The sequence below is a fragment of the Litorivita sp. NS0012-18 genome (assembly GCF_040371945.1).
In the GTDB taxonomy this organism is placed as follows: domain Bacteria; phylum Pseudomonadota; class Alphaproteobacteria; order Rhodobacterales; family Rhodobacteraceae; genus Litorivita.
On the sequence record NZ_BAABWS010000001.1, the window covers coordinates 1 to 25,770 of the forward strand.

Below are 25,770 nucleotides of genomic sequence, written 5' to 3' on the forward strand. Positions count from 1 at the left end.
GGGCGGCACGGACACGGCGCAAGTCACTGTAAACGTTGGCGAAGTCAATGACCCGCCGGTCGCGGAAGATGACGCGGCCACTACCGATGAGGACACGCCTGTCACCATCGATGTGCTCGGCAACGACACCGACGCGGACGGCGATGATCTGACCGTCACCGAGGCGACTAGCCCCGATGGCACCGTCACGATCAACCCCGATGGCACGCTCGAGTTCACTCCGAACCCCGACTTCAATGGCGAGGCTGTGATCAGCTACACCATCGATGACGGCAACGGCGGTACCGATACGGCCGAAGTCATCGTCACCGTCACCCCCGTCAACGACGATCCGGTGGCCAATGATGACGTGGCCTCGACCGAGGAAGACACGCCGGTCACCATCGATGTGCTTGGCAATGACACCGACGCCGACGGCGATGATCTGACCGTCACCGAGGCGACATCGCCCGACGGCGATGTGACCATCAACCCCGATGGCACGATCACCTTCGAGCCCGCGCCTGATTTCACCGGCGAGGCGACGATCACCTATACGGTGGACGACGGCCAAGGCGGCACGGACACGGCGCAAGTCACTGTAAACGTTGGCGAAGTCAATGACCCGCCGGTTGCGGAAGATGACGCGGCCACCACCGATGAGGACACGCCTGTCACCATCGACGTGCTCGGCAATGACACCGACGCGGACGGCGATGACCTGACCGTCACCGAGGCGACCAGCCCCGATGGCACCGTCACGATCAACCCCGATGGCACGCTCGAGTTCACTCCGAACCCCGACTTCAATGGCGAGGCTGTGATCAGCTACACCATCGATGACGGCAACGGCGGCACGGACACGGCCGAAGTCATCGTCACCGTCACCCCCGTCAATGACGATCCGGTGGCCAATGATGACACTGCAGAAACCCCGTTCGACACGCCGGTGGTTGTGGATGTTCTGGGCAACGATACGGATGTCGACGGCGATCCGCTGACGGTGACCGAGGCGACCAGCCCCGACGGCACCGTGACCATCAACCCCGATGGCACGATCACCTTTGAACCGACACCCGGTTTTGAGGGTGTGGCGACGGTGGATTATACCGTGGACGATGGTCAGGGCGGCACCGATACGGCGACGGTCACGATCACTGTGGGCGAGCAACCGCTTGACGGCATTGTCTCGGGCACCGATGGCGATGACCTGATCGATGTGGCCTATACGGGCGATCCCGAAGGCGACATGGTCGACAACAATGATGAAATCCTTCCGGGTGAAGGCCCGAACGATGACATCATCCAAGCAGGCGATGGCGACGATACCATCTATGCCGGCGAGGGCGATGACGACATCATTGGCGAAGGCGGCGATGACGAGATCTATGCCGGTGTCGGCGACGACATCATCGACGGCGGCGAGGGCAATGACTCGATCCGCGGTCAGGATGGCGAAGATACCGTGATCGGCGGGCTTGGCGACGATACGGTGCGCGGCGGTGCTGGCGACGATATTGTCGAAGGCAATGAAGGCAACGACAGCATGGCTGGCGGGGTTGGGGACGACACGGTCCTTGGCGGCGACGGCAATGACACGATGTCGGGCAACGAAGGCTCGGATAGCATGGAAGGCGGCGAGGGTGATGACCTGATCCGCGCTGGCAATGACGATCCGAAAATCGACACCTTCTTCCCCTTCGTCGACAGCCCCGATGCCGATCCCAATGATGACCGCGATTTTGTCGATGGCGGAGCGGGTAACGACACGATCATGACCGGCGATGATGCCGACACGATCTATGGCGGCACCGGCAACGACTCGATCGAAAGCGGCATCGACGACGATGTGGTCTATGGCGGAGAGGGCGACGATTATATCGACGGCTTCCACGGCAATGACTTCATCGACGCAGGCGACGGCGACGACACCATCGAAGGCGGCTTCGACACCTTCTCGGATTACGAGAATGACGATCCCTTCCCGGTGCCGGGCTATGCCTCGGACCCCGATCCCGATGACAACAAAGACACGGTCTTTGGCGGCGCGGGCAATGATTTGATCTCGACCGGCGATGATGCGGATAGCATCGATGGCGGCACGGGCAATGACACGATCAACGGCGGGATCGATGACGATTACATCGATGGCGGCGAAGGCGATGACAGCATCATCGGTGGTCACGGCTCGGATGAAATCTACGGCGGTGACGGTGATGACTTCATCAATGCCGGTGACAGCACGCTCTTGTGGGGTCAGGAACCCGACGACACCGATCCGCAGCCTGAAAACGGCCGTGATTACGTCGATGGCGGTGACGGCAACGACACCATTCTCGGCGAAGATGACGACGATACGCTTCTCGGCGGCGCGGGCGATGATGTGATCGATGGCGGCATCGACGAGGATCTGATCCTCGGCGGCGACGGCAACGATTACCTCGACGGCGGCGATCAGGACGATACCGTTGTCGGCGGCGCCGGGAATGACACGATCATCGGCGGCGAAGGAGCGGATGACCTCTCTGGTGGCGACGATCGCGACACCTTCCTTGGTGGCAACATCGGCGATGTCGTGGACGGCAACGAAGGCGGCGACGACTTTGATACGCTCGACCTGCGCGGGGTGGCCACGCCGGATCAATCGATCAATGTGGTCTATGATCCGACCAATGCCGAAAACGGCATCGTGGAATTCCGCGATGCTTCCGGCACGGTGACGGGCACGATGACCTTCTCGAACATCGAGAATGTGATCCCCTGCTTTACACCGGGCACCGTGATTGCCACGCCGAAAGGCGAGCGTCTGGTCGAAGAGCTGCAGGTCGGTGATCGTATCATCACCCGCGACAACGGTATTCAAGAGATCCGTTGGCTCGGCAGCCGTGGCCTCTCCGGCCAAGAGTTGCAGCATGCGCCGCATCTCAAGCCGGTTCTGATCCGCGCCGGATCGCTGGGCAATAACCTGCCCGAGCGGGACATGCTGGTCAGCCCGAACCACCGGATCCTTGTCAACAACGACAAGACCGCGCTCTATTTCGAAGAGCGTGAGGTTCTGGCGGCGGCGAAACACCTCACCGGTATGGCCGGCGTGGATGTGGTGGAGGCGTCGAGCACGACCTACATCCACTTCATGTTCGACCATCACGAGGTGGTTCTGTCGAACGGCGCGTGGACGGAAAGCTTCCAACCAGGGGAGCAGACGCTTGACGGTCTTGGCAATTCGCAGCGGAACGAGATTTTCGAACTCTTCCCCGAACTGCGCAGCCAAGAGGGCATCGAGGCCTATCAATCGGCCCGTCGCTCGCTCAAGAAACACGAAGCGCGCCTGTTGCTGAAGTAAAACCCATATGCAGCGCGGGGCCAAAGGATCAAACCTTTGGCCCCCTGTTAAATACTCTGCCCGCGGCGCTGCCACGTGGCGGCGGGGTATTCGCGCGCCCCGATGGACACCGACGCAGGCTGTGCGAAGGTGTGCGTCGGGGCGTTGTCGTTTTGGGAAGGCGTCACAAGGAGCTGCGGTCTCGCCGTCGCAGCGGGATTGCGTCCGCGGCAAAACGCGGGTCGGCGCGGGGCCTTAGGCTTTGGCGCGCCAAGCCGCCCAATCTTCGGGCGTGTCGAGATCGGTCAAAGCATGGCGCGCGGGCAGGGGGATGCGCAAAACATCCGCCTCGGCCTTGAGCACCGATCTTGCGCCCTGATCCCCTTGCAAAGCCGACAATGCCGCAAAGCAGCGCGCCGGAAACACCACCGGATGCCCTGGCGTGCCATCCGCCGCGCAGCCTTGGGCGGGTAGGCGCCCCAAACCTTTGGCAAAAGCGTCCAGCACCGCGCGCAGGTCGGCCTCGGTCAAGTCCGGCATATCGGCGGGCAGGAGCATCACGCCCGAGCAATCGCTCGGCAAAGCCGCCACCCCCGCCGCGATCGAGCGCGCCATGCCCATCGCCGCCTCTGCCGCGGGCACAGGCGTCACCGCCAGCCCATCCAAAGCCGCCGCACGCGGATGGGTGAGCGCGGGCAGCGCTACGAAAACCTCCGCACCTGCGGACAAAGCCCGCTGCGCCAGAACGGTCAAAAGGGGCGCGCCGCCGACCTCTTCCATCACCTTGTCGCCGCCGCGCATCCGCGACGAGGCCCCCGCCGCCAAGATCAGGATCGCCGCCGCGCTCATGGTGATTTATCCCCTGAACACAATGTCATAGCGGACGAATTTTAAGCCGAGTAATCCGGTTGTCCTTGCGCGCCGTGACCTCGAAACGAAAGCCGTGGAAGCTGAACACCTGTCCCACGGTGGGGATCATCTGCGCCTCGTGAATCACCAATCCGGCGACGGTATTGGCCTCCTCGTCGGGCAGGGTCCAATCGGTGGCGCGGTTGAGATCGCGGATCGTCATCGCCCCGTCGATCAAAAACTGCCCGTCCTCGCTTTTGCGGATCAAATGCTCGGCATCTGGGTCGAATTCATCGGTGATCTCGCCGACGATTTCTTCCAAAATATCCTCAAGCGTGATCAGGCCTTGCAGCGATCCGTATTCATCCACCACCAGCGCAAAATGCGTCCGGCGGCGCAAGAATTGCCGCATCTGATCGTCCAGCGTGGTGGTTTCTGGCACGAAATAGGGCTCCATCACCACCTGTTCGATTTTGAACTCGTCCAAGGGCTGCGGGCCTTTGCCCTCCATCGGCGCCAGCGCCAGTTTATGCATGGCGCGCAGCAAATCCTTGGCATGGATCACGCCGATAATATTGTCCGGATCGTTCTTGTAGACGGGCAGGCGCGTGTGATTGCTTTCAAGACATTGTGCAAGAATATCAGCAGGTTCGCTGCGCGCGTTGATCATTTCGATCTGGCTGCGGTGAAGCATGATTTCCTCGACCGCCCGCTCGCCCAAATCGAGCGCGCCAAGGATACGGTCGCGGTCTTCCTTCTCGACCACGCCCTCGGAATGGCCCAAGTAAAGCGCGCCTGCGATCTCCTCGCGCACCGCCAGAATATGGCTGTCGGGGTCGATCTGCACCCCGAAAAGCCGCAACACCCCACGCACCAAAAGCCGCACGGCGCTGACCACCGGAGAGAAGATGCGGATCACCACCGCGATCACCGGCGAGACCCCCGCCGCGGCGGCTTCGGCATTGGTGATGGCATAGGTTTTGGGCAGGACTTCGGCGAAGACCAAAACCAGCATCGTCATGACCAAAGTCGCCAAAGCCACGCCGCTTTCGCCAAATACGCGGGTAAACAGGGCCGTGGCGAGCGATGTGGCGAGGATATTGACGAGGTTGTTGCCCAAGAGCACCGATCCGATCAGCCGCTCGTTGTCATCGGTGATGTCCAAAGCCCGCTCTGCGCCCTTGGAGCCTTTGTCGGCCTGCGCGCGCAATTTGCCGCGGCTGGCCGCCGTCAGCGCGGTTTCCGAGCCAGAGAAAAACGCCGAAAGCACCAGCAGAAATAGAATTGCCGCAGATGTGATCCAAAATGCGGTGTCGAGCTGCGTTGCCGCCTGTTCCATAGATGGGTTTCCCGTTAATGTTGATACGGTTATGGGCCGCTGCGCGCCTGCAATCAAGGGCGCGGGTGCCGCCCTATGGGGAGGGCGGATATGAAAATTGCCGATCTGGGCCAATTGGAGGGGGAATTGCTTGTCTTTGGTGGGCCATACTCCAACCTTGAGGCAACGCGCGCCGTTCTGGCGCAGGCCCGCACGAGCGGCGCGGCGCATATCTTTTGCACCGGCGATGTGGCGGCCTATTGCGCCGATCCTGCGGCAACGGTGCAGGAAATCCGGCAAAGCGGCGCCCATGTGATTTGCGGCAATTGCGAGGTGCAACTGGCCTCGGGGGCCGAGGATTGCGGCTGCGGTTTTGCGCAGGGTTCGGCTTGCGATCTGCTCTCGGCGCGCTGGTATCCTTTCGCCAAAGAGGCGCTGGATGCGGGCGCCTTGGCGTGGATGGCGGACCTGCCCGATTGGATCGTCTTTGCCCATGCGGGGCGGCGCTATGCCATGGTGCACGGCGCGGCCAGCGACGCCGCGCGCTTTGTGTGGAGCGTCACGCCAGAGGCCGAATTTGCCGCCGAAATCGCGCGGATCGAGGCCGAAGCCGGACGCGTCGATGCGGTGATTGCGGGGCATTCGGGCATTGCCTTTGCCAAAACCGTCGGGCGGCATCTGTGGATCAACGCCGGCGTGATTGGCATGCCGCCCCATGACGGGCGCGCGCAGACCGAATATGCGCGCCTGTCGCCGCGTGGCGATCTGTCTTTTCACCGGCTCGCCTATGATGCGCCCGCCGCCGCCGCCGCGATGCGCGCCAAAGGGCTTCCCGAGGGCTATGCTTTGGCGCTCACCACGGGTGTCTGGCCTTCGGAGGATGTGCTGCCCGCGCCGCTGCGCCGCGCTCAGTCTTTGGCCAGCGGGTGATGTTCGAGCACCAGTTCCTTGAGCCGCTCGTCCAGCACATGGGTGTAGATTTCGGTGGTCGCCACATCGGCATGACCAAGCAACGTCTGGATCGCGCGCAGGTCCGCGCCATTGGCCAATAGATGCGTGGCAAAGGCATGGCGCAAGGTGTGCGGCGTGACCTTGGCGGGCGAGACCCCGCCCAAAACCGCCAATTCCTTGATCAGCGTATAAAACCGCACCCGCGTCAGATGCCCCGCCTTGCCGCGCGACGGGAACAGGAATTTCGACGGCGGCGTGCCATGATCGGCCTGCGCGGCCTCTTCAGCGGCGTCGCGCAGGGCGAGCCATTCGGCCAGCGCCGCGCGGGCAGGGGGCGAGAGCGGCACCATGCGTTCCTTGCCGCCCTTGCCGCGCACCAAAAGCATTCGCGGATCGCCGCGCGCCGCCGACACCGGCAGGGTGACCAATTCGCTCACCCGCATCCCCGTGGCGTATAACAGCTCCATCAACGCGGTGCAGCGCAGCCGCGCCTCGGGGGTCTTGCCATAGCTGCGCGCCGCCCCGAGCAAGGCCTCGATCTCTTCGAGAGACAGGATTTTCGGCAATCTTTGCGCCTTGGGCGGGCCTTTGATCATCAAGGCCGGATTGTCGGCGCGCATCCGCTCTTCATAGGCAAAACGGTATAGCTGTTTGATCGCCGACAGGCGGCGCGCGCGCGTGGATTGCGCCAGCCCCTGCGCCTCGCAATGGACAAGGTAGTCCTCGATCACGGGGCGGGTCAGATCGGCGAAATCATGATCGCGCCGCCCGCACCAGTCGGCAAAATCCTTCAGGTCGCGCGCATAGGCTTGTTGCGTGTTGTCCGCCGCGCCAAGCTCGGCGGCCTGCGCCTCGATAAAGGCGGAAATCCATGACAGCGCCGACATCAGCTTTGCCGCTCCAGCAAGATCATCTGTAGCCCCGCGCGGCGCGCTGTGGCCTCCAGCCCCACGGCGCGGAAGGTGGCGATCGCGCCAGTGATGCCGACCATGTCGCCGCCGCTGGCCTGTGACAAAAGCGCGGTGGCGCGCAAGATCGCCTCGCCCAAACGGCGCTCGTCCAGCAGGGCCGCGAGGGCCGCGGGGGGCGCGGCGTCGGGGGCAAATCCGGCGGTGATCGCCTCGGCGCGCGGGCTATGGGGATCGGCGGGCGCGCCTTTGGCCAATGCCGTCAAAAACCGGTCTGCGCGCGTCAAGGGCCGCGCAGAAAGCGCCGCCTTTTCATAGTCTTGCGACAATAGCGCAATGTGATAGGCCAAGTTGCGCGGGGTGCCCGAGAGCGCGAGTTGATAGAGCGCGCCGCCGTAAAGATCGGCAAAGGCCAGTTCCAGATGCGCGGCGCGCATCGCCTCCCACGCGGGGCCAAGGGTTTGCGAAATGGCGTCCAGATCGCGGCGTGCAAAGGCGCTGTCGAAGGCTTGGAAGGCTGCAATGCGGTCCCAGATGCCGCCAGATGCCGCGGGCTTTCGCGCGGTGTAATAGGCTTGCAAACGGTTGGGCGCCAAGGCCCCCGTGACGGTCAGGCGCTCGGCGGCTTCAAGCTCGGATTTCCATCCCGAGGTGTCGCGTAAATCCCCCATCGAGAAGGCGCGCGGCAAAATCGCGGTGGGCAAGGGGATGCCGGCCGCTTCGAATAACCGATACAGAAGCGCCGTTGGTCGCAACGGCGGTGCGAGCTGCGCCAGCCGTTCGTCGGCCTCGGGGTCCAAAAACACCTCGAGCAAGATATCCTCGGTCTGGGTGATCAGCTTGAGCGCCCGCGCGGTATCGAGCGTCAAAGCCGCGGTTTCCCAATCGCCCGCCCGCGCGGTGCAATAGATTTGCGCCGCATATCCGGGCGAGAGCGAGGGCTTTTGCAAAAGCGCGCTGCAGGCCTCATCCTCGGTTCCGGTCAATAGCGTGACATCGAACCAGCGCGAAAACAGTTCGGGCGTGGTGGGGCCCGCGCGCTGCAGCAAGGCCTCGGCGGGCTCCAGCGCGCCAAACGAAATAAGCGCATCCACCCGCGCCAATAGCATCAGCCCCGCCTGCGCAGCCCCCTCGGGCGGGTCGGCCTCGGCGAGCAGCAGCGTGTAGAGCAACTCTTGCAAGGCAGGCAAAAGCGGGGCCTTTTGGGCGCGGATCAGGGCGGTCAAATCACTGCTGCGCGAGTTTTGCCACAGGTCTTGCGGCAATCCGGTCGTGGTGCTTGGCAGCAGGCCCACCGCATCGGGCACAGGCGCATCAAGCGGCGCAACACTCACATCGGGCACCAATGCGCCTTGGGTGACCGGTGGCTCGTCGATTGCGGGCGCAGGCTGCGCGCCTGATCGTGGCTGCACCACCGGCAAGCTGACCGCGCCCAGCCAATCAATCGCCGACAGCGGCGCGCTTTGTTGCGCCGCAGCGCCTGTCGCCATGGACGTAAAGGCGCAACAAGTCGCGGCGAAAAAGAGGGGTCTAATTGGCATCAAGCACCACAGGCGTGCGAATCTCTGTCGGGGTCGGGGCAAAATCAGCCCCGAAGAAGGGCGCAAGATAAGCATAGGCAATCAGCGCCAAGAAGCCCAGAACGCTAAGGAAAAACAGGTATTTGATGATGCGAAACATGTGAATCCTGCCCGTTTTTGCGTCTTTTGACCAAGTTATAACTGGCCTTTTGGCTAAGATCACGTCATTCAGACGCAAATTCGGGATTTTGGCAGGGGAGCGCCGATGGCGGCGCAAGCAATGAGCGATCAATTGAGGAAAACCGTTGTTCTGGTGGGGATGATGGGCGCAGGCAAAACCGCCGTGGGCAAGGCTCTGGCAGCGAAGCTTGGCGTGCCCTTTATTGATTCCGATGCAGAGATCGAACGGGCCGCCAATATGACCATCGCCGAGATTTTCACCCGCGATGGCGAGGCGTTTTTCCGCAAGAAGGAATCCCAAGTGATCGAGCGGCTGCTCGATGGCGGGCGCTGTATCCTGTCGACGGGGGGCGGGGCGTTTTTGGCCGAGGCCAACCGGCGGATGATTTCCGAACGCGGCGTGTCGGTCTGGCTCAATGCCGATCTCGATCTGCTTTGGGCGCGGGTGAAACATAAGGCCACGCGGCCTTTACTGCGCACGGCGGATCCTTTGGCCACCCTCAGCGCGATTTACGAGGCGCGCGTGCCGATCTATGCGCAGGCCGATATCGAGGTGCGCGCCGATGCCGCCTATTCGATCGAAGAGATGGCCGGCAATGTCTTGGCGGCCATCGCGCAGCGCGAAGATGTGATGGAGACAGTGCGATGAGCGGGCAATTGCGCGAATTGGTTCATGTGGATTTGGGCGCGCGCGCCTATGATATCCACATCGGCACGGGGCTTGTAGCCGAGGCGGGCGCGTTGATCGCGCCGCTGCTGCGCCGCGCGCGCGTGGCGGTGGTGTCTGACGAAAACGTCGCTGCCCTGCATCTGGAGGCGCTGCGCGCCGGTTTGGCCGCCGGCGGGGTGGAGATGGTCTCTTTGGTCCTGCCCGCAGGCGAGGGCACCAAAAGCTGGCCGCATTTTACCCGCACGGTCGAATGGCTCTTGGAACAAAAGGTCGAGCGCGGTGATGTCGTGGTGGCCTTTGGTGGCGGGGTGATCGGCGATCTGGTCGGCTTTGCCGCTGCGGTTTTGCGCCGCGGCGTGCGTTTTGTGCAAATCCCGACCTCGCTTTTGGCGCAGGTCGACAGTTCGGTCGGCGGCAAAACCGGCATCAACGCCCCCCAAGGCAAGAACCTGATCGGGGCCTTCCACCAACCCAGTCTCGTTCTGGCCGATACCGGCGTTTTGGGCACCTTGACCGAGCGCGATTTCCTTGCCGGTTACGGCGAGGTGGTGAAATACGGGCTTTTGGGCGATGCGGCGTTTTTTGACTGGCTCGAAGCCAACGCCGCCAAAGCCGCCGCAGGGGATATGGCCGCGCGGATTTATGCGGTCAAACGCTCGGTGCAGATGAAGGCCGAGATCGTGCAGCGCGACGAGACCGAGCAGGGCGAGCGCGCCTTGCTCAATCTGGGCCATACGTTTTGTCATGCGCTGGAATCTGCGACGGGATATGGCGCGCGCCTGCTGCACGGCGAAGGCGTGGCGATCGGCTGCGCCTTGGCGTTTGAGCTGTCGGCGCGCATGGGCCTGTGCAGCCAAGAAGACCCCAGCCGCCTGCGCGCCCATTTGCGCGACATGAAGATGAAGGTGGATATCGCTGATATCGCAGGGGAATTACCCGATGCGGATGGGCTGATTGCGCTGATGGCGCAGGACAAAAAGGTCGTGGACGGGCAATTGCGGTTTATCCTCGCGCGCGGCATCGGCGAGAGCTTTGTCAGCTCGGATGTCGATCCGGCCTTGGTGCGCGAGATTTTGGCCGAGGCTCTAAAGGGGCGCTAGGCCGCCCCAAACCCCAGATTGAAAAAGCGTGGCCCGCGACCCGCGAAGGGCGGCCCGCAACCCGCGCCTGTCCTTAGCCGTCCAGCTTCACCAAAGCATGGCGCTTCTTGCCCGCCGACAGTTTCACCGGCGCGGCCAGAGCCGCCGCATCAATCATCAAACCGGCGTCCGTCAAAGGCGCATCGTCGAGTTTCGCGCCATTCTCCGCGATCAGGCGTTTGGCGTCCTTGCCCGATTTTGCCAGACCGGATTTGACCAAAAGCTGCACGATGGAAATCCCGTCGCCAATCTCTGCCGCGCTCAAGGTGACGGTGGGCAAATCATCGCCCACGCCGCCCTTTTCAAAGACTTCGCGCGCTGTGGCTTGCGCCGCCGCCGCCGCATCCGCGCCGTGGCACAGGGTGGTGACTTCATTGGCCAAGACCACTTTGGCTTCGTTGATTTCCGACCCTTCCAGCGCGCCCAAACGGTCGCATTCCTCGACCGGCAGTTCGGTATAGAGCTTCAAGAACCGCCCCACATCGGCATCCGTGGTGTTGCGCCAGAACTGCCAAAACTCATAGGGCGAGAGCATATCGGCATTGAGCCAGATCGCGCCATTGGCCGATTTGCCCATCTTCTTGCCGTCCGAAGTGGTCAGCAAAGGCGTGGTCAGCCCGTAAATCTCGTGGTCCAACACGCGGCGGGTCAAATCGATGCCGTTGACGATATTGCCCCATTGATCCGAGCCGCCAAATTGCACAAGGCAGCCGTAGCGGCGGTTCAGCTCCAAGAAATCATAAGCCTGCAAAATCATATAGTTGAACTCAAGAAAGCTCAAAGACTGCTCGCGGTCGAGACGCGATTTGACGCTTTCAAAGGACAGCATCCGGTTGACCGAAAAATGCCGCCCGATGTCGCGCAAAAACTCGAGGTAATTGAGCTCGTCTAGCCATTCGGCATTGTTGCGCATCAAAGCGCCGGTGGGCGCATCGGAATAATCTATATATTTGGCAAACACCTGTTTGATGCCGTCGATATTGTCGTCGATCTGCTCGGGCGTCAAAAGCGGGCGCTCGTCGGCACGAAAGCTCGGATCGCCAACCTTGGTCGTGCCGCCGCCCATCAAGGTGATCGGCTGGTGGCCGGTTTTTTGCAGCCAGCGCAGGGTCATGATCTGGATCAGCGATCCGACATGCAAGGACTTCGCCGTGGCATCAAACCCGATATAACCCGGAACAACCCCGTTCAGCAGCGCCTCGTCGAGGCCTTGATAATCGGTGCAATCGGCCAGAAAGCCGCGCTCGATCATCACACGCATGAATTCGGATTTGGGGTGGTAGGTCATCGCTCTTGTCCCGCTTGTGTTTGCGCGGCATGTATAGGGGGGCAAATGGCAAAGGAAAAGACCATGTTGAAGGCTGGCGCGGTGACGGCTCTCGGGGCGATGTCGGGCACCTCTTTGGACGGGGTGGATGCGGCGCTTCTTGTGACGGACGGGCACCGGATCGAGAGCTTTGGCGAATGCGCCTATCGCGCCTATAGTGATGCCGAACGCGCCACCCTGCGCGCCGCTTTGGGCAAATGGAGCGGCCCGCAGGTCGAGGCCGCAACCGATGTCGTCATGCAGGCGCATCTCGATCTGCTCGCCGGTTTCAAAGAGGCCGATCTCATCGGGTTTCACGGCCAGACGCTTGCCCATGATCCGCGCGGGCGCGGCACGCTGCAAATCGGCGATGGGGCGGCTTTGGCATCGGCGCTCGGCACGCTTGTGGTGTGGGATTTTCGCTCGGCTGATGTGCAACTGGGCGGCGAGGGCGCGCCGCTCGCGCCCTATTTCCATTTCGCCTGCGCCAAATACATCCAAGCGGGCGAACCTTTGTGTTTCCTCAACCTTGGCGGCGTCGGCAATATCACATGGGTCGATCCGTCAAAATCCGGCCCCGACCAAGACGGCGCGCTCCTCGCCTTTGACACCGGCCCTGCAAACGCGCCGATCAATGATTTGATGCAAAGCCGTTTTGGCAAACCCTATGACAAGGACGGCGCTTTGGCGCGCGGCGGCGAAGTGGCCCTTGGCGCGCTCGAACTGCTGCTGGACGAACCTTATTTCGCCCGCATCCCGCCCAAATCCCTCGACCGTGATGCCTTCCCCGACATGATGGATCTGGTGGCCGAACTTTCGGACGCTGACGCCGCCGCCACCTTCACAGGCATCTGCGCCGCTGCCGTGGCCCGCGGGATGGAGCATTGTCCGATCCCGCCCGCCCGCGTTCTGGTCACCGGCGGCGGGCGCCGCAATCCGGTCTTGATGCAAATGCTGCAGGTCTCGCTCGATTGCCCTGTCGCGGCGGTCGAAGAGGTCGGGCTTGACGGCGATATGCTCGAAGCCCAAGCCTTTGCCCATCTCGCGGTCCGCGTCGCACGCGGCTTGCCCACATCAGGACCCTCTACCACCGGTGTGCGCGCCCTCGTAGGCGGCGGCGAAATCAGCCGCCCCTAAGTGCCATCGGATTTCACGTAAGACGCGGCGCGCGGATAGAAACGCCCCTTTGCAGGTTCCGCAAATATCCCCGCCGGAGGCATCCGCCCCTCGCATCAAACGCGGCGGCCAGCGGGCCAAACCGCCCCCTCGCGCCGTTCACGCCGAACAGGAGGCGCCGCCCAAAACGCAAAACTTGGCACAATGGGGATGGTTGAGCGCCACGTCGCGCTCGGCCTGCTCCAATGTCTCGCCGAGTTCAAATTCGGCCTCATAGGCCAAGAGCGTGCAGGCCAGCACCGCAGGGCGCTCTGCACCCTTGCGTTTGACCACCATGCGCGAGGAAGAACACATCACATCCGATTGCGATTTGCCCAAGATGCCCCAGCATTCGGTGGTGATCTCGGGCACTTCGGCGCTCATGTCCATTTCGGGAAACAGCACCAATTGCGCCGGATCGGCGGTCTCGATCTCATATCCGCGTGCGGCAAAGACCTGCGCATATCCGGCGCGGGCCTCGGCCTCGCTCTCGAACCATGCCGAACGCCCTGCCACGGCCATCTTGATCCCCTGATCACGCAGCCAGTCCATCCCTTGCAGGCTGCGCTGGAACGCGCCTTTGCCGCGCTCGCGGTCGTGTTCGGCCTCTTGCCAATGATCGAGCGAGATGCGCAGCGTCAACCGCGCGCCGAACTGCGCCTGCAAGGCCTCAAGCCCCGCACGCATCCCCTTGCGCATCATCGGCAACATCGCGTTGGTCAGAACCAGAACCCGATAGCCGCGCGACAACCCTTCGCGCATCATCTCGATGATCTGCGGGTTCATAAACGGCTCGCCGCCGGTAAAGGCCACCTCTTCCAGCGGCCAGTCGCGCGCTTCGGCCTGATCGAGGTATTCGGCCACCTCGGAGGCGGTCATATAGACCAAGGCGTCATTGGTGGGCGAGCTGTCGATATAGCAATTGGCGCAGGTGATATTACACAGGGTGCCGGTATTGAACCAAAGCGTTTTCGCGCCCAAAAGCGGCACACTGGCGCGGGTCTCGCCTTTGGCCGTGAGGGCGGGATCGCGGAATTTTCCGTCATTGGCCGTGCCATGAGCGGCGCGGTTCAGGCTTTGCGGGGCGGCGTCTTTCATGGGGCGGGATTTCCTTTTCATGCTTGGGCCAAGGCTAGCCAAGCGCAGCCCCATGATAAACCCCTGCAAATGGCCACCACGGCATTGTGAACAGATGCAACCGTGCTAGACTTTGCCAGACCCTTTGGGTAAGAACCGCATATCTGTGTCAGTTAGCGCTAACATCGCAAGGCAGACGCACCCGCAATCCCCCTCCGGCCCGCGCCGGTCACGACATATGCCGCAGGCTCACGGCAGCAAACAGGATTTGAAAATGGTTTCGCGCGTTATTCCGGTGGATGAATTCGATCTGGTGATTTTCGGGGGCACGGGCGATCTGGCCCGCCGCAAAATCCTGCCTGCCTTGTTCCGGCGGTTTTGTGCGGGGCAAATGGAGCGGGGCGCGCGGATCATCGGCGCGGCGCGTTCGGAGATGGACAATGAGGGCTACCGCGAGTTTGTGCGCGAGGCGCTGCGCGAATTTGGCACGGGGCGCGCCTGCGAAGAGGGCACATTGGAGGGGTTTTGCAAAACCCTGAGCTATATCACCGTCGATGCGCGCGGCACGGACGGTTGGAGCGCGCTGGCCGCCATGATGAAACCTGGCGTGGTGCGGGCCTTTTATTTCTCGGTGGGGCCAAGCCTTTTTGGCGATCTGGCCGAACGGTTGCACCAATACGGCATGGCCGATGCCGACAGCCGCATCGTGGTGGAAAAACCCTTTGGCCGCGATCTGGCCACGGCGCGGGCGCTCAACGACACGCTGGCGCTGCATTTCGACGAGAGCCAGATTTACCGCATCGACCATTATCTTGGCAAAGAGACGGTGCAAAACCTCATGGCGGTGCGCTTTGGCAATATGCTCTTCGAACCCTTGTGGAACGCGCAATATGTGGACCACATCCAGATCACGGTCGCCGAAACCGTGGGCGTGGGCGGGCGCGGCGAATATTACGACCGTTCGGGCGCGATGCGCGATATGGTGCAAAACCACCTGATGCAGCTTTTGTGCCTCATTGCGATGGAGCCGCCCGCCAAATTCGACCCCGATGCGGTGCGCGATGAAAAGCTCAAAGTGATCCGCGCCCTTGATCCGGTGCCGCCCGAAGATATCGTGCGCGGTCAATACCTTGCCGAAACCGATGACCCCGACAAACCGGGATATCTGGCACATGCCGAAAATCCGCGTTCGAAAACCGAAAGCTTTATCGCCATGCGCCTTGCGATCAGCAACTGGCGCTGGAAGGGCACGCCCTTCTATTTGCGCACCGGCAAGCGGCTCAAGGCGCGCACCTCGGAAATTGCCGTGGTGTTCAAGGACACGCCGCATTCGATCTTTGGCCCCGAAGCGGGCCGTCACCGCAATATCCTGACCATCCGTTTGCAACCCAACGAGGGGATGGAATTGGGCGTGACCATCAAAGAACCGGGGCCGGGCGGTATGCGCCTGATCGACGTGCCGCTCGATATGTCCTTTGCCGAGGCTCTGGGGCCGGAGGCAGAAGAGGTGCCGGACGCCTATGAGCGGCTGATCATGGATGTGATCCGCGGCAACCAGACATTGTTTATGCGCGGCGATGAGGTCGAGGCCGCATGGGCGTGGACCGACCCTTTGATCGAGGGCTGGGAGGCGCGTGGCGATGCGCCCGTGCCTTATGAAAGCGGCAGCTCGGGGCCGGAAGATGCGCTCATGCTCATGCACCGCGACGGGCGCCGCTGGCGGGAGATAAGGGCATGAACTTCAAGGAGTATTCCGACGACGAGATGATGATGATCGATCTGGCGCAAAACCTCGCCGGAGAGTTGCGCCAGAGCCTCAAAGCCCAAGATCGCGCGCTTTTGGTCGTGCCGGGCGGCACCACACCGGGGCCGGTGTTTGACGCTCTTTCCAGCGTCGATCTGGACTGGGCACGGGTCGATGTGATGCTCTCGGACGAGCGCTGGGTGCCCGAGGTGCATATCCGTTCCAACACGCGGCTGCTGCGCGAGCGGCTTTTGGTCAATCACGCGGCCAAGGCGCGTTACCTGCCGCTTTATGCACGTGCGCAAACACCCGAAGAGGTCTTGGTAGAGCTGGAGGCGGTGATTGCGCCGGCTTTGCCGATCTCGGTCCTGCTCTTGGGCATGGGCGCTGACATGCATACCGCCTCGATCTTTCCCGAAGCCGACCGGCTCGAAGACGCGCTCAGCCCTGACGCGCCGGTGCTTTTGCCGATGCGGGCCGCAGGCGCGCCAGAGCCGCGTATCACCCTCACGGCGCGGGTTCTGGCCGCTGCGATGAACAAACATATCCTCATCACCGGCGCACAAAAACGCGCCGCCATAGAGCGCGCCGCAAAAATGCGCCCCCTTGATGCGCCGGTTGCGGCGGTTTTGGATGGCGCAACTGTGCATTGGGCTCCATAAGGGGGGGCATCATATTGATATCGCTTCACATATTCATTTCGCCGCAGGCAAGGAGCCTTTCATGACCCATTGGAACCGGTTGCAAGATTTGGCCAAAGCCGCTCAGGGCCGTTCGATTTTGGACCTGTTTGAAGGCACGGATCGGGCATCCGATTTTTCGGCCCGCCTCGGCGATATGCTGTTCGATTACTCGAAAACCAATATCGATGCCCAAACGCGCGCGGCGCTTGTTGAACTGGCCCGCGACGCGGGTGTCGAGGCGCGCCGCGATGCGATGTTTGGCGGCGAGACGATCAACGAGACTGAGGGGCGCGCGGTGCTGCATACGGCGCTGCGCGCGGGGGGCGAGCGGGCGATCATGGTGGATGGCGCGGATGTCATGCCCGAGGTGCGCAAAACCCGCGCCGCGATGGAGCGCTTTGCCACGGATCTGCGCTCGGGCGCCTTTGCGGGGCAGGGCGGCTCGATCACCGATGTGGTCAATATCGGCATTGGCGGCTCGGACCTTGGCCCCGTGATGGCGGCGCTCGCCTTGGCCCCCTACCACGACGGGCCGCGGGTGCATTTTGTCTCGAATGTCGATGGGGCGCATATCCACGATACCTTGCAACATCTTGATCCGACGCGCACTTTGGTCATCGTTGCATCGAAAACCTTCACCACCATAGAGACCATGACCAATGCCGCCACGGCGCGCGACTGGATGGCGCGGCAGGTGCGCGACACCGGTGCGCAATTTGCCGCCCTGTCGTCGAATGTCGAGGCGACCACCGCATGGGGCATCGCGCCCGAGCGGGTCTTTGGCTTCGAGGATTGGGTTGGCGGGCGCTATTCCCTATGGGGGCCGATCGGTTTGTCGATCATGCTCGCCGTCGGGCCGCAGGATTTTGCCGCGCTTTTGGCGGGCGCCGCCGAGATGGACGCGCATTTTTGCGCCGCGCCTTTGGCCGAGAACCTGCCGGTTCTGTTGGCTCTGGTCGGCATCTGGCACGCCCAAGTGCAAGGCCATGCCAGCCGCGCGGTGCTGCCCTATGATCAACGCTTGCTGCGCCTTCCGGCCTATTTGCAACAGCTTGAAATGGAGAGCAACGGCAAGCGCGTGTCGATGGATGGCGCCGATTTGCCCCGCGACAGCGGCCCCGTGGTTTGGGGCGAGCCGGGCACCAACGGGCAACACGCCTTCTACCAATTGATCCACCAAGGCACCCGCACCGTGCCTTGCGAGTTTCTGGTCGCCGCCAAGGGGCACGAGCCCGATCTGGCCCATCACCATGCGCTTTTGGTGGCCAATTGCCTCGCGCAATCCGAAGCGCTGATGTGCGGGCGCGATCTGGATGCGGCGCGGGCGATCATGGCGGCCAAAGGGGCCAGCGGCGCCGAGTTGGAGCGTCAGGCCCGTCACCGCGTATTCCCTGGCAACCGGCCCTCGACGACTTTGATCTATCCGCAGCTTACGCCGCATGTCTTGGGGCAGATCATCGCGCTTTACGAGCACCGCGTGTTTGTCGAAGGGGTGATCCTTGGGATCAACTCCTTTGATCAATGGGGGGTCGAGTTGGGCAAGGAACTGGCCACCGCTTTGGGGCCGGTTCTGTCGGGCGAGCAAAGCAGTGAGAGCAAAGACGGATCGACCCGCGCCTTGATCCGCTACCTGCAGGGGCATCGCGGCTAAGCCTTTGAAAATAAATCGCCCTCGCAGGGGCATATGGGAGAGCCGCTTTTGCGAGGGCGGCAGGGCCGGAAGAGAAATGGCCCTGCATTGGTGAGCGGCGCAGCGTGCAAGCCGGCTGGCCGCTCACATGGGAGAGGCGCGCTTAGGCCTCTGCTTTGGCCGCCATGGCGCCTGCGATTTTCTCAGAGACAAAGCCGAAGATATTGCCCGCAATCAGCGAGACCAGCACCAAGAACACCGCCTTAGAAACCGCGGCGACATCGCCCAAGGCCACGCCCGACAAGAGGCAAAACCCCGCCGTTGAGGCATAGCCGTAGACCCCCGCCGGAATGGTCGAGAGCGCGGGCATATGCGCGCCCAGAACCAAAACCACGACCGACAGGCCAACAATGGCCGAGGTCACCGGAACCGTGCCGCCCACGGAGGCGACGATGAAGAGCGTGATACCCGCGACGATGGCGCCCCAGATGTGGTTGGTGACGGATTTGGTCGCGCCCTCCATGCCGCCGCCGGTGTGATAGAAGCTGCCCCAGCCGATGAACAGCGCCCAGACCTGTAGCCCGAACCCGTTGCCCAAACAAAGCCATGTGGCCACGGCGGCAAGCGCGCCGATGGAAATCGCCAATGCGGTGATAATATTCATGATGTCCTCCCTAAAGATGTTGTGCCTGCGCCCTTCGTTTTGTGGCGTCAGGTGATGGGAGCGTAGTCGAGGCAGGCTATGCGGATGAATTCGACGTTGGTTTATTCGACCATCGTCTCTACGACCACGAGGCTCTTGATTGGGTTTTTTGATTTATTTGAAAGGGTTTGCGAGGTGATATTAAAGCATTATGGCTGGCGCCTCGCCCGCCCCGTCTCTACGCGCTGCCCTCAAGGGGCAGGAACAGTTCGACCAAGGCGCCGCTGCCTTCTGTGTTGCTGATCCGCAGCGCGCCGCCCGATTGCTCGGCAAATCCTTGCGCCATGGGCAGTCCCAAACCCGACCCGCGCCCGACTGCTTTGGTGCTGTAGAAGGGCTCGCAAATATGCGGCAAGAGCGCCTCGGGAATGCCCGCTCCGGTGTCTTGGACCGCGAGGCGCAAATAGTGGCCTGCGCGGATTTCCGACGCGGCGGGGGCCGACGAGGTGGCGGGCATCAACATCGGTCCGCACGACAGGGTGATCTCGCCCGTTGGTGGGCCGCCGTCTTCGCCGATCTGCTCGCCGATGGCATCGGCGGCATTCATCACCAGATTGGTCAAGACCATTTCGAGCGTTTGCGCATCGATCAGGAGCGGCGGCGGGTTGTCGTCGATCTCGAGCCTCAAGGTGACGGTTTCGGGCAGGTTGCGCCCCATCATGGCGACGAATTCGGTGATAAAGGCCCCCGTGATCACGCGGCTCGGGCGCAGCACGGCCTTTTGGCTATAGGTCAACAGCTTTTGCGTCAGCCGCGCCGCGCGCGCTGTTGCGCTTTGCGCCTCGTGCAAGATGCGGCGCTTTTCCTCGGGGTCGGTGACTTCGTCATAGAGATCAAGATTGCCCCGCATGGCGGCTAGTATATTGTTGAAATCATGCGCAAATCCGCCCGTGAGCCGCCCCATGGCCTCCATTTCGCGATTGCGCATCAGGCGCTGCTCGGCGCTTTTGATCGCCTCGGCCCGTTTGTAGGCGCGCCATTGCGAGACGACAAAATAGGAGGAAGTGCAGAACAAACACATCAGCAAAATCGCGAGTGTCTTGTTCTCGGGATGCGCCAAAAATACCGTCACGCCCATGAAAATATACAAAGCAAGGATGACCACGCTGTCCGCAAGCGTCACCCAAAACACCTTTTGCGGGCGCGACAGGCTATGTAGCCCAAGGCCGATCAGCCCCGACAGCGCGGTGAATTTCAAAACCAGCCCGTCCTCAAGCCACAAGAAGACGATCATCGAGGCAAAGACCAGCACGCTGAGCGAAAAACCGATCGCGTTTTGCAGCGGCGATATCTCTGCGCTGCGGGTGCGGGCGCGCAGCAATATGGCCTGATAAGACAGGTTCACCGCGATATAACCTATGGCCCAAGCCATTGGAAAATAAGAGCCGGTGGCCCATCCGATCACCAGTCCTGCGAGCAAGATGATGAAATAGCGGTGCGCCGTCTCGAAAAGCTGTGCATGGTGATATCCGCTGTGCCGCGCGGCGGATCTGCCCTTGGGCGTGGCATGTTGGAAATCATGGGTCGAAGGGCCGTGCGTCATGGGCAAACCCTAGCAGGGAATCACCCTGCCGTCTCTTGTTTTTGCGCCTTACCTAAGGCCCGCTCGGGCGGTTAGGGCCGCGTTCAGGCGGCTAGAATAGAGAGACGCGCCGACGGCATGGGCCGCGGCGCGTCAGGGTCATGGCGCAGCGCAAAAGCGCCGCAGGCCTTAGCCTTTGAGGATCGAGCGACCCGCATACTCGGCGGTCTCGCCGAGGATTTCCTCGATGCGGATCAATTGGTTATATTTGGCCAGCCGGTCCGAGCGCGACAGCGATCCGGTTTTGATCTGGCCGCAATTGGTCGCCACGGCGAGATCGGCAATCGTCGCGTCTTCGGTCTCGCCCGAGCGGTGCGACATCACATTGGTGTAGCGGGCGCGGTGGGCCATATCGACGGCTTTGAGGGTTTCGGTGAGCGAGCCGATCTGGTTCACTTTGACCAGCATCGAGTTGGCGCAGCCCTTGGCGATACCGTCGGCCAAACGCTCAGGGTTGGTCACGAAAAGATCGTCGCCGACCAATTGCACCTTGTCGCCGATCTTGTCGGTGAGCAGTTTCCAGCCCTCCCAATCATCCTCGTCACAGCCGTCCTCGATCGAGATGATCGGGTAATCATTGACCAGCGCCGCAAGGTAATCGACGTTCTCGGCAGAGCTGAGCGATTTGCCTTCGCCCTTGAGCTCGTATTTGCCATCCTTGAAATATTCCGAGGCGGCGCAATCGAGCGCGAGGTAGATATCCTCGCCCGGTTTATAGCCGGCTTTCTCGATTGCAGTCATGACGAAATCCAGCGCATCGCGGGTCGAAGCGAGGTTGGGCGCAAAGCCGCCCTCATCGCCGATACCGGTGTTGTGACCCGCCGCCGACAGCTCTTTTTTCAGCGTGTGGAACACCTCTGCGCCCATGCGGATCGCTTCTTTGATGTTGCTCGCCGACACCGGCATGATCATGAATTCCTGAATGTCGATCGGGTTGTCGGCATGTTCGCCGCCATTGATGATATTCATCATCGGCACCGGCAATACCCGCGCCGAAGTGCCGCCGATATAGCGGAACAGGGGCTGTGCGGTGTAATCGGCAGCGGCCTTGGCCACGGCCAGCGAGACGCCCAAAATCGCGTTGGCCCCGAGGCGCGCCTTGTTCGGCGTGCCGTCCAGTTCGATCATCGCCATATCGATGGCCACCTGCTCGGTCACGTCAAAGCCGACCAGCGCTTCGGCGATCTCGCCATTGACCGAGGCCACCGCCTCCAGAACGCCTTTGCCAAGGTAGCGGCCTTTGTCGCCATCGCGCTTTTCGACGGCCTCATAGGCACCGGTCGAAGCCCCCGAAGGCACCGCTGCGCGGCCCATTGTGCCGTCTTCCAAAATCACATCCACCTCGACGGTGGGGTTGCCACGGCTGTCGAGAATTTCGCGGGCGAGAATGTCGATGATAATGCTCATGGGGCGGGTCCTTTTGGGTGATCGCAAACTATGGTTGGCGCGCTTCTAACGCCCCTTTGTAACAAGGAAAAGGGGCAGGGCGCGCGGTTTGCGCTACCATCTTGCCATTGGGGCACAAATGCCGCGATTGCGGCGCTCGGGCTCTGGCTTGGCCTCGGTCTCTGCCTCGGCCTCAGGCTTTGCCGCGCCGCGCCCGCCCGCGCAGCCGCGCCTCGCGGATCAGGGTAAACAGCCCCGAGGCCACGACAATCACCCCGCCGATGACGGTCCACAAATCGGGCACTTCGCCGAAGACGAAAAACCCGATGATCATCGCAAAGATCAGCCGCGAGTAGCGAAACGGCGTGACCACGGCGATATCGCCGATCCGCATCGCCGCCACGATGGCGTAATAGCCGCACACCCCCATGACGATGGCCGCGCCAAAGCGGCTCAGGTGGACCGGCTCGGGCCAATGCGCTGCCCCGTCCCAAAGGATCATCGCCATGCCCACCGGCACCACCGACAAAAACCCGTAGGTCGACAATTGCATCGAACTGACCGATGCGGGCACGGCGCGCGTGGCCAGATCGCGGATCGCAAGCCCGATGACGCCTTGGACCGCGAAGAGCGAGGCCGGTTCGAACCCGTCTAATCCGGGCTGCACGATGAGCAAGACCCCGCCAAAGCCGATCAAGATTGCCAGCCAGCGCCGCCAGCCGACCTCGGCCCCCAAAAACAGCGCCGCGCCCAGCGTGACCACCAAGGGATTGGCCTGCAAAATTGCCGAGGCCGAGGCCAGAGGCGTGAGCGCAATCGCGGTGACAAACCCCATGGTGCCGATCATCTCGCCGATGTTGCGCAGCATCACCGCGCGGCTCAAAAGCGCGCGGTCGAGCAGGCGCTCGCGGCGGTATTTGGTCGCCAAGGCAAAGACCGCGCCGCCGCCCAATCCCAGCACCACAAGGATCACTCCGATCGACAGATCGCTCGAGAGAGATTTGATAAACAAATCTTCCAGCGCAAAGAGGAGCATGGCCAGCACCATGATGAGTGCGCCGCGTGTATTTTCCATGGAGGTCGCTTTTCGGACGGGGCTTTGCGCGAGCCTAAAAGCGCGCGGGGCGAAAGAAAACCCCCGTAGCTCTACGGTGGCTTGACGGGGGGCGCGAGGGCGGCGCGCACGGCGCAAAGGGGGCAAAATGCCCTGCGGTATCACGTCGGTAATACGTCGGTATTGCGTCGGTGCGGTAGCGGCCGCAGCAGCGCGGGGCAGGGCGGGCGTCCTTGCGGCGCTATTTGCGCTTGGTGCCGTAAAGCTCCAGCTTGTGCCCCTTGAGCGTATAGCCCAGACGGCGCGCGATTTTCTCTTGCAAGGCCTCGATCTCGGGATCGACGAATTCGATCACCCGTCCGGTTTCCAGATCGATCAAATGATCGTGGTGGTCGCGGTCCGCATCCTCGTAGCGCGCGCGCCCGTCGCCAAAATCGACCTTCTCCAAAATCCCCGTTTCCTCGAACAGCTTGACCGTGCGGTAAACCGTGGCGATCGAGATATTGGGATCGATGCCGCTGGCACGGGCGTAAAGCTCTTCGACATCGGGGTGGTCATCGGCCTCTTGCAGGACGGTCGCAATGGTGCGCCGCTGCCCTGTCATGCGCAATCCTGCGGCTTCGCAGCGGTCGATGATCGTAGTGTCGGGCATATCGGGTCTCTGTTTGTCTTGCGTTCGAGGGATAGCGCGCGCCGCCGCACAAGGCCAGAAGGTTTTGCGGCCGTTGCTGTGGGGTGGGGCGCTGCGCGGGGCGCAGGCGGGCGGCGCCGCTCCCACGCACCCCTGCGTGCCGTCGGGGCAAAGGGTCATGCTGCGGCGCAGCGGTTGACTTTGCCGCCCCGATCGCCCATATGACCCCTATCCAGTGCTTTCTGCCGCGTGAGCAGATGCCATCGCCCCCTTCGGGCGAAAGCCGCATAGCCCCTTCGGGCGCCATCGCGGCACGGCTCAGTAGAGCACCGGTGTTGATCCCAAAATCACGCGTGGGGCCGAAGCGTATCTGCGGCGGCGGGGCAATTCTGCCCTTCGCAAGCTTATGCGCAACCCCGCGATCCTCCGGCGCATCCTGCGTGCGGGGGCGCTTTTGGATTTTGCGCGCATGAGCCGCGCCAAGGATAGATATGACCCGCAACGCACAGGCCCATGAGGCCCCCCGAAACGACACCCACAATAACGACACCGACCAAGACGACATCCATATGGAAGCCGAAGACCGCCCGCAAACCGGCGGCAACCCGTTTGAAATGATGGGCCTGCCCGTCAAACTGGTGCAGCGCCTGACCGAGATCGGCATCACCGAACCCACTCCCATTCAGGTGCGCGCCATTCCGCATGCTTTGGACGGGCGCGACGTGATGGGGCTGGCCCAGACCGGCACCGGCAAAACCGCCGCTTTCGGCCTGCCTCTGATCACCATGCTTTTGCGCGAGGGCGGGCGCCCCGAACCCAAATCGGTGCGCGGGTTGATCCTTGCGCCGACGCGCGAATTGGCCAACCAGATCCGCGAGAACATCAGCGATCTGGTCGGCAAAAGCCATATCCGCGTTGCGGTCGTCGTCGGCGGCCAATCGATCAACGCGCAGATCAAACGCCTTGAGCGCGGCGTCGACCTGCTCATCGCCACACCGGGCCGTTTGATCGACCTGCTGGATCGCCGCGCCCTGCGCCTCGACAAGGCGCGCTTCTTGGTGCTCGACGAGGCCGACCAGATGCTCGATCTGGGCTTTATCCACTCGCTGCGCAAAATCGCGGCGCTGCTGCCCGCCGAGCGTCAGACCATGTTGTTTTCGGCCACCATGCCCAAACAGATGAGCGAGCTGGCCTCCAGCTATCTCAAGGACCCCGTGCGGGTGCAGGTCTCGCCCCCCGGCAAGGCCGCCGATAAGGTCACCCAAGAGGTGCATTTCATCGCCAAAGCCGAGAAAACCAAGCTGCTTATCGAATTGATCGACAAGCACCGCGATGAATTGGCGTTGGTGTTCGGGCGCACCAAACATGGCTGCGAAAAGCTGATGAAGACGCTCGAAAAAGCCGGTTTTGCCGCCGGTGCGATCCATGGCAACAAAAGCCAAGGCCAGCGCGAGCGCGCCTTGCAGGCCTTTCGCGAGGGCAAGATCAAGGTGCTGGTGGCCACCGATGTGGCGGCGCGCGGGCTTGATATTCCCGATGTGCGCCACGTCTATAACTATGATCTGCCCAATGTGCCCGACAACTATGTCCACCGGATCGGGCGCACCGCGCGCGCCGGTGCGGACGGCGCGGCGATTGCCTTTTGCGCCCCCGACGAGATGGATGAATTGAAGGCGATCCAGAAGGTGATGAAAATCTCGATCCCCGTGGCCTCGGGCCGTCCGTGGGAAGCGATGGACATCCCCGCCAAGCCCAAGGGCGGCGGCGGGCGTGGGCGCGGGGGCGGCGGCCGAGGCCGCGGCGGCCCGCGTGGCGGCGGCGGCGCAGGGGCAGGCGGCTCCAAGCCCCAAGGCGCAGGCAAACCCGGCGGTCAGCGCCGCAGACGCAGCGGCGGCGGCGGTCGCGGCAAAGGCAGCTCGGCGGCCTAGGGGCGAGCGCCTAGGGCGGCGAGGCCCGAGTATGAGACAAGCAAAGGCGCGCGGC

Annotated in this window: 21 protein-coding genes; 9 read left to right on the forward strand and 12 right to left on the reverse strand. The window is 62.5% G+C overall.

Annotated features, from left to right (window positions below; translation table 11 throughout):
* On the forward strand, positions 1–3,322 hold a 3,322-nt coding region (locus ABWV64_RS00005), incomplete at its 5' end, for an Ig-like domain-containing protein (protein WP_353342200.1).
* Positions 3,323–3,556: 234 nt separating this feature from the next.
* On the opposite strand, the gene ABWV64_RS00010 is transcribed toward ABWV64_RS00005, so the two are convergent.
* Together ABWV64_RS00010 and ABWV64_RS00015 are read right to left on the reverse strand one after the other, a co-directional pair.
* Complete coding sequence (locus ABWV64_RS00010) at positions 3,557–4,150, reverse strand: nucleotidyltransferase family protein (protein ID WP_353342202.1); 594 nt, start codon at positions 4,148–4,150, stop codon at positions 3,557–3,559.
* A gap of 25 nt (positions 4,151–4,175) precedes the next feature.
* Positions 4,176–5,489, reverse strand: a complete 1,314-nt coding sequence (locus tag ABWV64_RS00015) for an HlyC/CorC family transporter (protein WP_353342203.1) — start codon at positions 5,487–5,489, stop codon at positions 4,176–4,178.
* A gap of 90 nt (positions 5,490–5,579) precedes the next feature.
* Here ABWV64_RS00015 and ABWV64_RS00020 point away from each other — a divergent pair, with 90 nt between their 5' ends.
* The gene (locus tag ABWV64_RS00020) at positions 5,580–6,398 is read left to right on the forward strand and encodes a metallophosphoesterase family protein (protein WP_353342204.1); all 819 of its coding nucleotides are present in this window, start codon (positions 5,580–5,582) and stop codon (positions 6,396–6,398) included.
* On the opposite strand, the gene ABWV64_RS00025 is transcribed toward ABWV64_RS00020, so the two are convergent.
* The 3 genes from ABWV64_RS00025 to ABWV64_RS00035 are packed head-to-tail and all read right to left on the reverse strand — an operon-like array spanning position 6,377 to position 9,007.
* The gene (locus ABWV64_RS00025; RefSeq protein WP_353342205.1) at positions 6,377–7,306 is read right to left on the reverse strand and encodes a site-specific tyrosine recombinase XerD; all 930 of its coding nucleotides are present in this window, start codon (positions 7,304–7,306) and stop codon (positions 6,377–6,379) included. The genes ABWV64_RS00020 and ABWV64_RS00025 overlap by 22 nt on opposite strands.
* Entirely contained in the window at positions 7,306–8,817 is a 1,512-nt protein-coding gene (locus tag ABWV64_RS00030) for a hypothetical protein (protein WP_353342206.1), read from the reverse strand. Before ABWV64_RS00030 ends, ABWV64_RS00025 begins: the two co-directional genes overlap by 1 nt.
* Before the next feature lie 40 nt (positions 8,818–8,857).
* Positions 8,858–9,007 (reverse strand): hypothetical protein, encoded by a 150-nt coding sequence (locus tag ABWV64_RS00035; protein ID WP_353342207.1) that lies wholly within the window; start codon positions 9,005–9,007, stop codon positions 8,858–8,860.
* Between the two features lie 120 nt (positions 9,008–9,127).
* On the opposite strand from ABWV64_RS00035, the gene ABWV64_RS00040 reads away from it, so the two are divergent.
* Positions 9,128–9,676 (forward strand): shikimate kinase, encoded by a 549-nt coding sequence (locus tag ABWV64_RS00040; RefSeq protein WP_353342208.1) that lies wholly within the window; start codon positions 9,128–9,130, stop codon positions 9,674–9,676.
* A gap of 8 nt (positions 9,677–9,684) precedes the next feature.
* Positions 9,685–10,797, forward strand: a complete 1,113-nt coding sequence (aroB, locus tag ABWV64_RS00045; protein ID WP_353344428.1) for a 3-dehydroquinate synthase — start codon at positions 9,685–9,687, stop codon at positions 10,795–10,797.
* A 73-nt stretch (positions 10,798–10,870) separates the two neighbouring features.
* Here the strand turns inward: aroB and tyrS are convergent, their stop codons facing one another.
* Positions 10,871–12,124, reverse strand: a complete 1,254-nt coding sequence (gene tyrS, locus ABWV64_RS00050) for a tyrosine--tRNA ligase (RefSeq protein ID WP_353342209.1) — start codon at positions 12,122–12,124, stop codon at positions 10,871–10,873.
* A gap of 63 nt (positions 12,125–12,187) precedes the next feature.
* On the opposite strand from tyrS, the gene ABWV64_RS00055 reads away from it, so the two are divergent.
* Complete coding sequence (locus ABWV64_RS00055) at positions 12,188–13,279, forward strand: anhydro-N-acetylmuramic acid kinase (protein WP_353342210.1); 1,092 nt, start codon at positions 12,188–12,190, stop codon at positions 13,277–13,279.
* Between the two features lie 138 nt (positions 13,280–13,417).
* Here the strand turns inward: ABWV64_RS00055 and ABWV64_RS00060 are convergent, their stop codons facing one another.
* Positions 13,418–14,395, reverse strand: coding sequence for a radical SAM protein (locus ABWV64_RS00060; protein WP_353342211.1), 978 nt, complete (start codon positions 14,393–14,395; stop codon positions 13,418–13,420).
* 253 nt (positions 14,396–14,648) lie between these two features.
* Here ABWV64_RS00060 and zwf point away from each other — a divergent pair, with 253 nt between their 5' ends.
* From zwf to pgi, 3 genes are all read left to right on the forward strand, one after another.
* A complete protein-coding gene (gene zwf / locus ABWV64_RS00065) occupies positions 14,649–16,112 on the forward strand; it encodes a glucose-6-phosphate dehydrogenase (RefSeq protein ID WP_353342212.1) in 1,464 nt (487 codons plus the stop codon).
* Positions 16,109–16,780 carry a 6-phosphogluconolactonase gene (gene pgl, locus ABWV64_RS00070; protein WP_353342213.1) on the forward strand — a complete coding sequence of 224 codons (672 nt, stop codon included), beginning with the start codon at positions 16,109–16,111 and terminating at the stop codon, positions 16,778–16,780. Before zwf ends, pgl begins: the two co-directional genes overlap by 4 nt.
* 61 nt (positions 16,781–16,841) lie before the next feature.
* Positions 16,842–18,452, forward strand: a complete 1,611-nt coding sequence (gene pgi, locus ABWV64_RS00075) for a glucose-6-phosphate isomerase (protein WP_353342214.1) — start codon at positions 16,842–16,844, stop codon at positions 18,450–18,452.
* A gap of 142 nt (positions 18,453–18,594) precedes the next feature.
* Here the strand turns inward: pgi and ABWV64_RS00080 are convergent, their stop codons facing one another.
* The 5 genes from ABWV64_RS00080 to ABWV64_RS00100 all read right to left on the reverse strand — a co-directional run bounded on the left by ABWV64_RS00080 (position 18,595) and on the right by ABWV64_RS00100 (position 23,808).
* The gene (locus ABWV64_RS00080; RefSeq protein WP_353342215.1) at positions 18,595–19,095 is read right to left on the reverse strand and encodes a DUF1097 domain-containing protein; all 501 of its coding nucleotides are present in this window, start codon (positions 19,093–19,095) and stop codon (positions 18,595–18,597) included.
* 217 nt (positions 19,096–19,312) lie between these two features.
* Complete coding sequence (locus ABWV64_RS00085; RefSeq protein ID WP_353342216.1) at positions 19,313–20,677, reverse strand: sensor histidine kinase; 1,365 nt, start codon at positions 20,675–20,677, stop codon at positions 19,313–19,315.
* A 168-nt stretch (positions 20,678–20,845) separates the two neighbouring features.
* On the reverse strand, positions 20,846–22,123 hold the full coding sequence (eno, locus tag ABWV64_RS00090; RefSeq protein ID WP_353342217.1) for a phosphopyruvate hydratase: 1,278 nt from the start codon (positions 22,121–22,123) through the stop codon (positions 20,846–20,848).
* Between the two features lie 172 nt (positions 22,124–22,295).
* Entirely contained in the window at positions 22,296–23,177 is an 882-nt protein-coding gene (locus ABWV64_RS00095) for a DMT family transporter (RefSeq protein WP_353342218.1), read from the reverse strand.
* 220 nt (positions 23,178–23,397) lie between these two features.
* Positions 23,398–23,808: a Fur family transcriptional regulator gene (locus ABWV64_RS00100; RefSeq protein WP_353342219.1), complete on the reverse strand. Its 411-nt coding sequence runs from the start codon at positions 23,806–23,808 to the stop codon at positions 23,398–23,400.
* 596 nt (positions 23,809–24,404) lie between these two features.
* On the opposite strand from ABWV64_RS00100, the gene ABWV64_RS00105 reads away from it, so the two are divergent.
* Positions 24,405–25,715: a DEAD/DEAH box helicase gene (locus ABWV64_RS00105; RefSeq protein WP_353344430.1), complete on the forward strand. Its 1,311-nt coding sequence runs from the start codon at positions 24,405–24,407 to the stop codon at positions 25,713–25,715.
* Positions 25,716–25,770 lie beyond the last annotated feature (55 nt).

Bases quoted from the DNA above. Each gene is read 5' to 3' on its own strand.
- ABWV64_RS00085 (WP_353342216.1), bottom strand. From the start codon at position 20,677: ATGACGCACGGCCCTTCGACCCATGATTTCCAACATGCCACGCCCAAG.
- tyrS (WP_353342209.1), bottom strand. From the start codon at position 12,124: ATGACCTACCACCCCAAATCCGAATTCATGCGTGTGATGATCGAGCGC.
- ABWV64_RS00025 (WP_353342205.1), bottom strand. From the start codon at position 7,306: ATGTCGGCGCTGTCATGGATTTCCGCCTTTATCGAGGCGCAGGCCGCC.
- pgi (WP_353342214.1), top strand. From the start codon at position 16,842: ATGACCCATTGGAACCGGTTGCAAGATTTGGCCAAAGCCGCTCAGGGC.
- ABWV64_RS00095 (WP_353342218.1), bottom strand. From the start codon at position 23,177: ATGGAAAATACACGCGGCGCACTCATCATGGTGCTGGCCATGCTCCTC.
- ABWV64_RS00105 (WP_353344430.1), top strand. From the start codon at position 24,405: ATGGGCCTGCCCGTCAAACTGGTGCAGCGCCTGACCGAGATCGGCATC.
- ABWV64_RS00015 (WP_353342203.1), bottom strand. From the start codon at position 5,489: ATGGAACAGGCGGCAACGCAGCTCGACACCGCATTTTGGATCACATCT.
- ABWV64_RS00040 (WP_353342208.1), top strand. From the start codon at position 9,128: ATGAGCGATCAATTGAGGAAAACCGTTGTTCTGGTGGGGATGATGGGC.
- ABWV64_RS00010 (WP_353342202.1), bottom strand. From the start codon at position 4,150: ATGAGCGCGGCGGCGATCCTGATCTTGGCGGCGGGGGCCTCGTCGCGG.
- zwf (WP_353342212.1), top strand. From the start codon at position 14,649: ATGGTTTCGCGCGTTATTCCGGTGGATGAATTCGATCTGGTGATTTTC.
- eno (WP_353342217.1), bottom strand. From the start codon at position 22,123: ATGAGCATTATCATCGACATTCTCGCCCGCGAAATTCTCGACAGCCGT.
- ABWV64_RS00030 (WP_353342206.1), bottom strand. From the start codon at position 8,817: ATGGCGACAGGCGCTGCGGCGCAACAAAGCGCGCCGCTGTCGGCGATT.
- ABWV64_RS00055 (WP_353342210.1), top strand. From the start codon at position 12,188: ATGTTGAAGGCTGGCGCGGTGACGGCTCTCGGGGCGATGTCGGGCACC.
- pgl (WP_353342213.1), top strand. From the start codon at position 16,109: ATGAACTTCAAGGAGTATTCCGACGACGAGATGATGATGATCGATCTG.
- ABWV64_RS00060 (WP_353342211.1), bottom strand. From the start codon at position 14,395: ATGAAAGACGCCGCCCCGCAAAGCCTGAACCGCGCCGCTCATGGCACG.
- ABWV64_RS00100 (WP_353342219.1), bottom strand. From the start codon at position 23,808: ATGCCCGACACTACGATCATCGACCGCTGCGAAGCCGCAGGATTGCGC.
- ABWV64_RS00020 (WP_353342204.1), top strand. From the start codon at position 5,580: ATGAAAATTGCCGATCTGGGCCAATTGGAGGGGGAATTGCTTGTCTTT.
- ABWV64_RS00080 (WP_353342215.1), bottom strand. From the start codon at position 19,095: ATGAATATTATCACCGCATTGGCGATTTCCATCGGCGCGCTTGCCGCC.
- ABWV64_RS00035 (WP_353342207.1), bottom strand. From the start codon at position 9,007: ATGTTTCGCATCATCAAATACCTGTTTTTCCTTAGCGTTCTGGGCTTC.